This is a genomic window from Paraburkholderia sp. GAS334, assembly GCF_050436625.1.
Taxonomy (GTDB): domain Bacteria; phylum Pseudomonadota; class Gammaproteobacteria; order Burkholderiales; family Burkholderiaceae; genus Paraburkholderia.
The window spans coordinates 1-11,322 of sequence record NZ_JBNDMO010000066.1 but is presented as its reverse complement, the minus strand read 5'-3'; the positions used below and the strand labels follow the sequence as shown (position 1 = coordinate 11,322).

Below are 11,322 nucleotides of genomic sequence, written 5' to 3'. Positions count from 1 at the left end.
AATTGACCGAAGTCGCCCGAATTCCGTCAACTGGTTTCTAAGCGGTCGTCGTTACCGCTGTCGTTCCGGGTCCCTCCGGCAAGTTGACAATGCCCATACAGGCCATCGAGCGCGGCCTCCTCCTGGATCTGTACCGTCTTGCGCGCCCATCTCGCTCGTTCACGCGTTCACGTACGCAGTTTTTACAGTCGTGTAAAACTCCCGTGCATAACTGCCCTGCTCACGTGCCCCGTAACTTGACCCTTTGCGTCCGCCAAAAGGCACGTGATAGTCGACGCCCGCCGTCGCGGCATTGACCATCACCATGCCGGCCTGGGCGTGACGCTTGAAGTGCGTGGCGTACTTGAGCGACGTCGTGCAAATCCCCGCTGAGAGCCCGAACTCGGTGTCGTTGGCGGTGGCGAGCGCTGCATCATAATCTTTCACCTTGATAACGGACGCAACCGGACCAAACACTTCTTCGCGATTGATGCGCATCGCGGGCGTTGTGTTGGTGATCAGTGCGGGGGCAAGAAAGAAGCCATCGGTCTTCCCAGCTACGCGCGTGCCGCCGAATACGGTGCCCCCCTCTTCGCGCGCAATCGCAATGTACTGTTCGTCCTGTGCCAACTGCCGTTCATCGACCACCGGGCCGATCTGCGTATCCGGCGCCAGGGCGTCACCGATTTTTAGCGTCTGGAGCCGCGCCTTCATCGCTTCGACAAAACGGTCGTGGATGCCCGCGGTGACAATGAGACGGCTCGACGCGGTACAGCGCTGACCCGTTGAGAAGAAAGCACCGTTGATACACGCGTCGACCGCGACATTTAGATCCGCATCGTCGAGCACCACCATCGGATTCTTGCCGCCCATTTCCAGCTGCACCTTCTTGCCGGAGGCGACGCATTTGGCGGCGATGCCACGGCCTGTCGACACCGAACCGGTAAAGCTAATGGCATCGATTTCCGGCGAATTGACAAGTGCCTCGCCGATCACGGAGCCACGTCCCATTACCAGATTGATAACGCCTGCCGGCGCGCCCGCGTCCGCGATAATTTTTACGAGTTCCCAAGCGCTCGCCGGAACCAGATCGGCAGGCTTGATGACGACGCAGTTGCCATAGGCAAGCGCGGGTGCAATCTTCCACGCCGGGATCGCAATCGGAAAATTCCAGGGCGTGATCAAGCCAACCACGCCAACCGGTTCCCGCGTTATTTCGACGGTCATGCCGGGGCGCACGGACTGCACAATCTCGCCGCCCAACCGCAGCGCCTCTCCGGCAAAAAACTTGAAAATCTGGCCGGCCCGGCCTGCTTCACCAATCGCCTCCGGCAAGGTTTTTCCCTCCTCACGGGCGAGCAGGTGGCCGAGTTCTTCCTTGCGCGCAAGGATCGCAGTGCCGGCACGGTCAAGAATGTCGAACCGCTGTTGCGGCGTGGACAGCGACCAACTGCCAAACGCCTTGCGCGCTGCACTGATGGCACACATTGTTTGCTGTAGGTCCGCCTGGGAATACTCACCGATCACGTCGTTGAGACTGGACGGATTCACATTGCGCGAAAAGGTCGCACCATCCACCCATTCGCCAGCGATTAAGTTTGCGTAGCGGGTCACTCTATCTATGCTCCAGGTCTATCATTTCAATTAGCGTCGCACGGGTAGGAAAAGGCTGCTTAAAGCAGCTCGCGCTTCGCGAGGTTTCCATATAGCGCTCGCACACCGAAGGTCCACGGAGGAATGTGGTTGGAAAGCTGCACTGTGTTGACCAATGCACCCAGCGAAGGCGTGGCAATCGTTACGACATCGCCCAGATGGTGCGTAAACCCGGCGCCCGGGGCATCTCGGTCCTTGATGGGCGAGAACATCGTTCCAAGGAATAGCATGAAGCCATCCGGATATTGATGATGAGCACCGTAGGTCTGGTTGACGAGGTCGGCCGGGTCGCGGCTGATCTCTGTCATATGGCTTACCCCCTCAAGGACGAAATCATCGTCGCCCTCTATGCGCAATGAAAGGCTGGCGGCGCGTACAGTATCCAGAGTGAAACGGTCATCGAACAGGCGCACAAACGGTCCAATCGCGCACGAGCCATTGTTGTCCTTTGACCTGCCAAGCAGGAGCGCTGAACGGCCTTCGATATCACGCAAGTTCACGTCGTTGCCCAGTGTGGCGCCCACGATCCGGCCGGCGCTGTTGACTGCCAACACGATTTCCGGTTCCGGATTGTTCCAGACCGAAGTCGGATACAGGCCCACATCTGCGCCCAGTCCGACCGACGACATCGGTTGTGACTTGGAAAATACTTCCGCATCCGGGCCGATCCCCACTTCCATGTATTGCGACCACGCGTTGCGCCGCTCAAGTTCGGCCTTAAGCTTCATGGCAGCGTCCGAGCCGGGCTTGATCTTCGCGAGGTCCGTGCCGATCAACCCGGTAATCATGCTGCGCACCTCGACTGCTTTTGCCGCGTCGCCGCCGGCCTGTTCCTCGATCACGCGCTCAAGCAGGCTCACTGCGAAAGTCACGCCACATGCCTTGATGGCCTGCACATCGCAAGGCGCCAGCAGGCGTATGCAATTTTTTTTCGGCGGAGCCATACTCGCCTCTACCAATGCACTGACCGGCCCGAGCGCCTCGCCCTGCGCATCACGTGCGATGGCGACAGCATCGGCCCGATCAAACAGATCAGCGGTGGTGGGCACAGTAGCAGTGATGTCGAAGACCTCGCCATGACGGACCACGACGACGGACGGACCATAGACGGGTGTCGGCCGCCAGACGCGTCCGATCAGCAATGCATTATCGAGGTCATCGGGAAGGCAGGATAAAGGAGCTGGTTTCATTTTGTCGGGTATGACGTGCTTTGGATGAGCAGTGATCGTAGCCATGCAATTGCAGAGTGTCCATCTTATTGATGTTGCATCCAATATGCTGGACAATCGGGTGATTAAAAAACTACCTAAGTTACGGCAATGAACACCTCCTACGAAGTTCCGGCGCTAAGGCGCGCCCACGATGTTCTGGAGATCCTTGCGCGGGCAGCAACTCCCGTACGGGCGTCCGCGCTAGTTAAGGCGACGGGTCTGTCACGCAGCACGCTCTATCTGCTGCTCGATTCGCTAGAAGGCCGCCATTGGATTGAAAAGCGCAGCGAAGGCTATATCGTTGGCCTGAAGCTGTTCGAGCTGGGAAGCGCCTATGTACGGCACGACGGCTTGCAGGCGGCATTCAGGAACGAAGCCCGCGCGTTCGTTGCAGCGCATAACGAGGTCGTGCAACTCGCCGTGCTCGATGCGTCGGACGTCGTCTACATCGCACGAGAAGACGCACAACGCCCCGTGCGCCTCGTCTCAGATCTTGGTTCGCGGCTGCCGGCGCACTGCTGCGCGCTCGGCAAGGCGCTGCTGGCCAGCCTGTCCGACGACGAAGTGGCAGCAATGTTGCCGGAGCGCCTCGCCGCCATGACTTCGCACACGACGACGCGGCGCAGCGCCTTGCTGCGAGAACTCGCAGGCATTCGCGCATGCGGCCTTGCCACCGAGCGCGAGGAGGTCAGTGCCGGGCTCGCGTGCTTCGCGGCATACATCGGGGTGACTCCCCTCGGCAAGCGGGTCGCCGTCAGCACCAGCGTGCCACTGGGTCGCCTCGAGGGGCGCCGGGAAAAGCAGATCGCCACCGGGATCGCACGCATCGCCAGTCGGATCGCGGCCGCTCTGTGACGGGCTCATGTCGGTCTGAAGCACAAGCGAACTCCATGCTACTGGCCCAACCCGCATCCCTCCCTCAATTTTCGTTCCCGCGAATCAGTGCGAATGCCGCGCGACACCCGGCTTCTCCATTACCTTGAAATAAAGCGGCTAGGTTCACGGCAAGTGGGTGTGGCGCGAACGAGATCGATACACGCGGCACCCTCTGCGGATCGCCGGTCGAGTTCGAGAACGAACCTAGCCGCTACGGCGTTCTAGCCGCAACTTCGGGGCCGCTCAGCGCATCCGGCGCGGACAGGTGGCCCCCCCGCCAACCCATCGCACGATAGTTAGCCGTTGCGACGCCATCCGGTGCAGCCGGAAGACAATCGGCGCTTGACACGGCCCCACAGCGTCCCTACCATCTACCGGTACATTGGTATTACCAGTTTGCGCACACGTACGCCGCATGTCACTTCGAAGCGTGGCATTGCCGGGGAGTTTGCGCCCAAAATCGAGAAATAGATGGAGACCCAATCGTGACCATGAGTACTACTGACGTGCTGCCGGCCGCCGAATCCTTCGAGGATCGCACCTACAGGAAAATTACGCTGAAGATCGTGCCAATCCTCGTTATCTGCTATGTGGCCGCCTATTTTGACCGCGTCAACATCAGTTTTGCGAAGCTGCAGATGCAGAGCGCTCTGGGGCTTTCGGATACAGTGTATGGACTGGGCGCCGCGATCTTCTTCATCGGCTACTTTCTGTTTGAAACGCCGAGCAACCTGATTCTGCACCGGGTCGGCGCGCGACGCTGGATCACCCGGATCATGATTTCCTGGGGCATAGCATCGTCGGCAATGATGTTCGTGACGGGGCCAATTTCGTTCTACGTGCTGCGCTTCCTTCTGGGCGCGTTCGAAGCCGGGTTTATGCCTGGCGTAATCCTATACTTTACCTACTGGTACCCGGCACGGCGGCGCGCGCGGATGGTCGCGCTATTCATGACCGGTATCGCGATCGCCGGCACGATTGGCGGCCCGGTTGCGGGCTTTGTCATGACGAAGTTTGCCGGGATCGGCGGCCTCGCCGGCTGGCAATGGTTGATGCTGGTCGAAGGGCTGCCCACGATCCTGCTAGGTCTAGTTGTGTACCTGGTGCTCGAAGACCGGATCGAGAACGCGAAATGGCTAACGCATGACGAAAAGACGCTGCTGCGAGACAACTTGGCCGCGGAGGTCGCGCCGGACAAGTCGCACGACGTTAAAGGCGCATTCAGGAATCCCTACACCGCGCTGCTTGCGCTGATCTACTTCCTGGTGCTCAACGGTCAATTCGGCCTGTCGTTCTGGATGCCGCAATTGATTAAAAATTCAGGCGTGTCCGAACCGCTATCGATCGGGCTGCTGTCGGCCGTTCCGTACGCGGTGACAGGTCTCTTGATGGTCTTGATCGGCCGCAGCTCCGACCGCACCGGCGAGCGACGCATCCACCTCGCCCTCTGCATTTTCGCGGGCACCGTAGGCTACTGCCTGTGCGCGTGGTTCTCGCACAATACCGTGATTGCCACTGCCGGGCTATCGCTTGCTGCACTCGGCATCATCAGCTCGTACAGCATCTTCTGGACCATGCCACCGAAGTTCCTGAGCGGTAGCGCGGCCGCGGCCGGTATCGCGATCATCAATTCGATCGGCAACCTGGGCGGCTTCGTCAGCCCTTATGCGATTGGCAAGCTAACCGACATGACCGGCAGTACGGATCTCGGCATGTATGTGATTGCCGCCATGACGGCAATCGCCGCATTGCTCGTGCTGTTCGCGATACCTAGGCACATCTGCAACGATGCGGCCTAAGCTCGAGTCCACCGTCATACCACTGCAGCCCGAGCGGGTTGCCTCACTTCGTCATAAAGCACTATGAGCTTCGAATCGCCCGTCATACGGTTACATCCCGACGACGACGTCGTCATTGCGCGCCGGCAGTTGATACATGGCAATCTCGTCGAAACAGGCGTCGTCGTCGCCGACCTCGTGCCGGCCGGCCACAAGGTCGCGACCCGACCGCTCACGGCCGGCGAGCCGGTGCGGCGCTACGGCCAGATCATCGGCGTCGCGACACAGGCCATCGGCGCTGGCCGCCACGTGCATGTGCACAACCTCGCGATGAGCGAATTCGCGCGCGACTATGTGATCGGGGAAGATCTGCGATTCCCTTCGCCCTCGTCGTCGGAGGCCACATTTCTTGGTATCGAGCGCGAAGATGGACGTATCGCCACACGGAATTACATCGGTATCCTTACGTCTGTAAATTGTTCCGCCACCGTTGCGCGCGGTATTGCCAACCATTTCAGCGACCCACGCAATGACGGCGCCGCGTTACGGGATTTCCCACACGTCGACGGCGTCGTGGCACTGACGCATGGTGCCGGGTGCGCGACCGACAGCGAAGGCGAGGGACTCGCCGTGCTACGTCGCACGCTAGCCGGATACGCGGGACACGCGAATTTTGCCGGTCTGCTGATCGTCGGGCTCGGCTGCGAAACCAACCAGATCTCTGGGCTGATGGCCGAACAGGGGCTGCACGAATCGGCGCGCCTGCGAACGTTCAACATCCAGGAAGTGGGCGGGACCGCGGCGGCGGTTGAGAGCGGCGTGCGTCTGATCGAGGCCATGCTGGCCGAGCTGCCACGCGTCGAACGCCGGCCCGTGCCGGCCAGCCGACTGATTGTCGGCCTGCAGTGCGGCGGCTCGGACGGCTACTCGGGTATCACGGCAAATCCGGCATTGGGCGCCGCGGTCGATCGGCTAGTAGCGCACGGCGGCACCGCGATCCTGTCGGAGACGCCGGAAATCTATGGTGCCGAACACCTGCTGTTGCGCCGTGCCGTGTCGCGCGAGGTCGGAGAAAGACTGCTCGGACGGATCCAGTGGTGGACCAGATATTGCGAACAGCACGGTGCCAGCATGAACAACAATCCATCTGCCGGCAACAAGGCTGGCGGATTGACCACCATACTCGAGAAGTCGCTCGGGGCTGTGGCCAAAGGCGGTACCTCCGCACTGCAGGCGGTCTATCAATATGCGGAGCCGGTCCGCGCGCACGGTCTCGTGTTCATGGATACCCCCGGTTATGACCCGGTGTCGGCAACGGGCCAGGTCGCCGGCGGCGCGAACCTGATCTGCTTTACCACAGGGCGCGGCTCGGCTTATGGCTGCGCGCCCTCCCCTTCGATCAAGCTCGGCACCAATAACGCGCTTTGGGCGCGCCAGCAAGCCGATATCGATATCAATTGCGGCCCCATACTGGATGGCGAATCGAGCATCGACGAGATGGGGGAGCAGATTTTCCGCACGATGCTATCTACCGCATCCGGAACGCGTACCAAAAGCGAGTTGCATGGCTACGGACAAACAGAGTTCGTTCCATGGCAACTGGGCGCAGTGATGTAAAACCGCACCGCGCATCCTAAACAATCTTCTCCTGAGAACAATCTGTATGACTTCGAATGTCGTTGTGGCAATCGCGTCCGATGCGGTCGCCGCGCTATCCACGAACAGTTCCGGTACGCTGCGGCCATTGCTGATCGAGGTGGCCCTATGAGCTCACCCAGCTATGCAGCCGACGAGCTCGTCGGTTACGCGAACCGGCTACTGGGTGCCGCAGGTCTTGCTTCCACGCATGCCGACGCCGTGGCGCGCACGTTGGTCGACGGTGACCTATTGGGCCATGACACGCACGGTTTGGCGCTGCTTGCCGGTTATGTCGGTGCGCTTGAAGGGGGCACCATGAGCAAGGAAGGCGAGCCTCGCGTAATCGCCGACAAGCCGGCGACCTTGTTGTGGGACGGGCTCAGACTGCCCGGTCCGTCGCTGGTGCTGCGTGGTATCGCCGCGCTGCTGCCGCGCGCTCGCGAATACGGCAGCGCGACACTGGTAATTCGCCGCAGCCATCATATTGCGAGCCTTGCCGCATACCTGCTGCGAGCGACGGAGGCCGGTTTCGTGCTGATGCTGTGCAGTTCGGATCCTAGCGTCCAAAGCGTCGCGCCGTTCGGCGGCAGACGGGCCGTCTTTACGCCGAATCCGGTCGCGATCGGCGTGCCGACGTCGGATACCCCCTTTCTGATCGACATTTCGTCATCGGTCACCACCAACGCGATGACCGCGCGGCGGCATAAAGCTGGCGAGCGGTTCTCTGAGCCATGGATGCTAGACGCGGAAGGCAACGCCACCGACGAACCCGGCGTCCTGTTCGAAGACCCGCCCGGTACGATCCTTCCTCTCGGCGGTCTGGCAGCGGGCCACAAGGGCTTCGGGCTCGCAGTGTTGATCGAAGCGTTAACGAGCGGCCTGGCCGGCTTCGGTCGTGCGGACCCGCCCGAGGGTTGGGGCGCGACCGTGTTCATGACCTTATATGACCCGGCGGCTTTCTGCGGTACGCAGGAGTTCAACTGGCAAATGGACTGGCTCGCGGACGCATGCCGCACCAATCCCCCGCGCCCCGGCGTAGAACGGGTACGCATGCCCGGGGACGGCGGTATGGCTCGAAGAAGGGAGCAACTCGCTGGCGGCGTGCGGCTGCATCCGACGATCCGGCCGGCGCTCGAGAGCTGCGGGCAGCGCTACGGTATCGAGTTCCCCGCCCCGCTTGCGTAATGCTTGACTTGAAGACCGCCGCTTGGGCTTACGCGCCTGGACGCCAAAGCGGACTGCGGGGGTCGGACGCGCCTGCCTTCGCACGGCGGCAGACGAGCGACTCAGTCCTGGGTAGCGGCAGACGACACGCCGCTAGCTTCAATAGGACGGTTTGCCTTGTCCCATCCCTTCGTGAATTCGTCGTGGACGCGGCGCAGGTGGGAACGCATCGCGTCTCGTGCTCGCTCCGGGTTGCGCGACTTGATGGCCTTGTAGATCGCCAGATGATCCTTGACGGTTTGCGCGCGACGCTGCGGCGTCAGGAAGTGCTCTTCGATTTTGATCCACATTGGACCGTAGCGAAATTCCCAGATCGAGCGCATCAGATGGACGAACGCACTATTGCCGGTCGCAGCGGCGATGCGCAAATGGAACAGCCTGTCGGCCTCCTGCTCGACCACGCGGTGCGCGTTCTCCGCGATCATCTGGTCAATCGTCTCAAGGATGCCGTCGAGGTCGGACTGGGTGGCGGCACTGGCCGCCAGCGCGGCAATTTCGCCCTCCAGCACTTCGCGCGCCTTAATGAGTTCGAACGGGCCGGGTTCGCCGCTGTCAGTTGCGCTCGCGGCAACGTTTGCACGCGGACTGGACGAGCGCTCCACCACCCACACGCCCGAGCCGACGCGCACATCGACAAGGCCTGCAATCTCCAGCGCCAGCAACGCCTCGCGCACCGGCGGACGGCTTACGCCGAACAGCTTTGCCAGCTCACGTTCGCCGGGCAGGCGTGTGCCAGGGGGAAACTCGCCGTTGTTGATCAGCGCTTCGAGCTGCTCGGCGATTTCGCGGTACAACCGACGCGGAGGGCTGACGGCAGCAATAGGCAAAGTGGCTCCTGTTTAGGTCAAGGTGAACGGCTCGACGGGACGCCGGCGGATGCGTATGCGGGCACGAGTACCGGTCCTGATCGCGCCGGCGCATCGGGCGCAGACCCGATTTTATCATCCCGGCGGTGTCGCCGCGGCGTCGTACGATTGCGCATCGTCACCCGCCACGCCCGCGCCGATCGCTGCAGATGCAATCGGAAATGGTCTGCGATTACCCGTGCAAGGCCAAGGCGAATTGTTGCTGTCGCAGCGAACAACGTTACCTGTTTTCGATCCACAGACAGGCCATCCGCCTACACCAACGTTGGCCGAGCTTGCGCAGCGGCCGGCACGAGTCAAACCACAGAAAGCGACTTTCGACACGGCCACGCGATCGAATCCACAATGCGGCCAAGCTCGATCATGGACTAAAGGAAAGCAGACAGATGACAACACCGCCCCGCACCGGCAGCACAAATGAGACGCTCGTCAAAAGCGTTTCGCTGTTCAACCTCGGCACGCTGATCAACGACCAGTCGTCGTTGACGCTCAGACGCGGCATGGGCACGCGGGTTGAGATTCCCGTGACTGGCGCATTTATCGAGATGGCTGACGGCGAGCACATCCTGTTCGACACCGGGCTGCTTCCGCATGATTGTGAGCAGGAGGGCAACGATCGCTGCCTGTCGATGAAGCGCTTTTCCGAAATGATCGCGCGCTACGAGCGGCAGGATGATATTCGCGCACGACTGGCCGACTTGGGCCGCGTGCCGGAAGACGTCAAGATGGTCATCAACAGTCACTTCCACTGGGACCATTCGGGCGGCAATCTGTTGTTTCCGCATGCACGTTTTCTGATACAGCGCACTGAATATCGCTTCGCGTATCAGCCTGACGCCTTTGTCGCGCGGCCGTACGAACGCGCGTATTTTGATTGCGGCATCCAGTACGAACTGCTGCGAGGCGATCAGCTGATCAAGCCTGGCGTCGCGGTGCTGGCCACGCCGGGCCACACGCCGGGGCATCAATCGCTGATGCTGAGTCTACCGTCGGGCACGATCATGATCATGACGGGCGACGCGGTGTTCTGCCCAGCCAACCTTGATCCCGATCTGCCGCCGGGCAATGCGCATACGACCGAGCAGGCCATCGCGTCAATTGCCCGGCTGCGCCTGCTGACCGAGTTTTTCGGCGGCGAGCTGGTGATCTGCCACGATCCGGATTTCTGGAAGAAGTGGCAGCCGGCACCGCATCGGTATACGTGACCCGCACCAACCAGCATCGCCTCCCGGGAATCGCTACGTGGCCGGCGGGCATCTAATCCGAAGCGGTTAATTCCGGCTGGCAGGAGGGGGGGTTGGCGTGACCGCCCCGTAGACCAAGATAAATCTGTCACAAGTTCGCAAATGAAAGTGTCACTTCCGGCGTCTGAACGGGCGCTGCGGGAAAATTCTGTTTCACTTCAAAAACTTGGCTCAAGGCAAGTAAAAATGTTACCGACCGTGGCCGGCGAAGACGTCACGGTATGGGCGTTCGTCGGTTGTTTGGCGATAAGGCACTTATCTTGGATAGGTTCATCATAGCGGCTGGAGGATTCCTGATCTAAACCAATCATCGTGCGTAATGATCGTCAAGCGACCGGATTTCCTCCGTCGCCACCGGGGAGCCGCGTATCGACACGGCCCCACGTCCCCGCACCGTGCCACGACACTGTAACGCGAATGCTCCTCGAATCAGGCAGTTGCCGGCCTGTGAGGTGGCAGACGATGCGAAGTGAATGATATGAACGCCCCCCACCCATCGGTACCCCCGTACGGTCAATCAAACCCTTACGGGGCAATCGCAACGGAGTTCGGAAACAGGGCGATCATATTGGTCTTCTCCAGACGAACTACAAGGATCCGTCATGACGCATACGATCGTGGGTGTGGATATCGCGAAAAACGTGATGCAGGTTCACTGGGTTGATCCGGAAACCGGCGAGATCGTCAACAGGCCTGTCAAGAGAGCAGTGTTTCTCGAGTACTTCGCGAATCGCAGTCCCTGTCTCATTGGTATGGAGGGCGTTGTCAGGTTGTTTGTGTCGGTTGCGTAAGATGACGTGATGAAGAAATCGAAATCGCTCTATCACGGTCACCGTTTTCCAGCCGGAGTCAT

8 protein-coding genes and 1 pseudogene are annotated in these 11,322 nt (G+C 60.8%); 6 read left to right on the top strand and 3 right to left on the bottom strand.

Going from position 1 to position 11,322, the window contains the following annotated elements; genetic code table 11:
- Positions 1 to 159 precede the first annotated feature (159 nt).
- Complete coding sequence (locus P3T21_RS37690; protein ID WP_429260936.1) at positions 160 to 1,593, bottom strand: aldehyde dehydrogenase family protein; 1,434 nt, start codon at positions 1,591 to 1,593, stop codon at positions 160 to 162.
- 59 nt (positions 1,594 to 1,652) lie between these two features.
- Positions 1,653 to 2,822 carry a fumarylacetoacetate hydrolase family protein gene (locus P3T21_RS37685; RefSeq protein ID WP_429260938.1) on the bottom strand — a complete coding sequence of 390 codons (1,170 nt, stop codon included), beginning with the start codon at positions 2,820 to 2,822 and terminating at the stop codon, positions 1,653 to 1,655.
- A 129-nt stretch (positions 2,823 to 2,951) separates the two neighbouring features.
- On the opposite strand from P3T21_RS37685, the gene P3T21_RS37680 reads away from it, so the two are divergent.
- The 4 genes from P3T21_RS37680 (at position 2,952) to P3T21_RS37665 (ending at position 8,320) form a co-directional block, all read left to right on the top strand.
- Positions 2,952 to 3,698 (top strand): IclR family transcriptional regulator, encoded by a 747-nt coding sequence (locus tag P3T21_RS37680; protein WP_429260935.1) that lies wholly within the window; start codon positions 2,952 to 2,954, stop codon positions 3,696 to 3,698.
- 512 nt (positions 3,699 to 4,210) lie between these two features.
- Positions 4,211 to 5,518: an MFS transporter gene (locus tag P3T21_RS37675; protein ID WP_429260937.1), complete on the top strand. Its 1,308-nt coding sequence runs from the start codon at positions 4,211 to 4,213 to the stop codon at positions 5,516 to 5,518.
- 63 nt (positions 5,519 to 5,581) lie between these two features.
- A complete protein-coding gene (locus tag P3T21_RS37670; protein WP_429260934.1) occupies positions 5,582 to 7,114 on the top strand; it encodes a UxaA family hydrolase in 1,533 nt (510 codons plus the stop codon).
- A gap of 147 nt (positions 7,115 to 7,261) precedes the next feature.
- Positions 7,262 to 8,320, top strand: a complete 1,059-nt coding sequence (locus P3T21_RS37665) for an Ldh family oxidoreductase (protein ID WP_429260933.1) — start codon at positions 7,262 to 7,264, stop codon at positions 8,318 to 8,320.
- 101 nt (positions 8,321 to 8,421) lie between these two features.
- Here the strand turns inward: P3T21_RS37665 and P3T21_RS37660 are convergent, their stop codons facing one another.
- Positions 8,422 to 9,186 (bottom strand): FadR/GntR family transcriptional regulator, encoded by a 765-nt coding sequence (locus P3T21_RS37660; protein WP_429260932.1) that lies wholly within the window; start codon positions 9,184 to 9,186, stop codon positions 8,422 to 8,424.
- Positions 9,187 to 9,611: 425 nt separating this feature from the next.
- Between P3T21_RS37660 and P3T21_RS37655 the strand changes: the two genes are divergently transcribed.
- Together P3T21_RS37655 and P3T21_RS37650 are read left to right on the top strand one after the other, a co-directional pair.
- Positions 9,612 to 10,430 (top strand): N-acyl homoserine lactonase family protein, encoded by an 819-nt coding sequence (locus P3T21_RS37655; protein WP_429260931.1) that lies wholly within the window; start codon positions 9,612 to 9,614, stop codon positions 10,428 to 10,430.
- Positions 10,431 to 11,071: 641 nt separating this feature from the next.
- Positions 11,072 to 11,227 (top strand): annotated as a pseudogene (locus P3T21_RS37650) (IS110 family transposase); the annotation flags it as partial.
- Positions 11,228 to 11,322 lie beyond the last annotated feature (95 nt).

Bases quoted from the DNA above. Each gene is read 5' to 3' on its own strand.
- P3T21_RS37670 (WP_429260934.1), top strand. From the start codon at position 5,582: ATGAGCTTCGAATCGCCCGTCATACGGTTACATCCCGACGACGACGTC.
- P3T21_RS37685 (WP_429260938.1), bottom strand. From the start codon at position 2,822: ATGAAACCAGCTCCTTTATCCTGCCTTCCCGATGACCTCGATAATGCA.
- P3T21_RS37680 (WP_429260935.1), top strand. From the start codon at position 2,952: ATGAACACCTCCTACGAAGTTCCGGCGCTAAGGCGCGCCCACGATGTT.
- P3T21_RS37665 (WP_429260933.1), top strand. From the start codon at position 7,262: ATGAGCTCACCCAGCTATGCAGCCGACGAGCTCGTCGGTTACGCGAAC.
- P3T21_RS37655 (WP_429260931.1), top strand. From the start codon at position 9,612: ATGACAACACCGCCCCGCACCGGCAGCACAAATGAGACGCTCGTCAAA.
- P3T21_RS37675 (WP_429260937.1), top strand. From the start codon at position 4,211: ATGAGTACTACTGACGTGCTGCCGGCCGCCGAATCCTTCGAGGATCGC.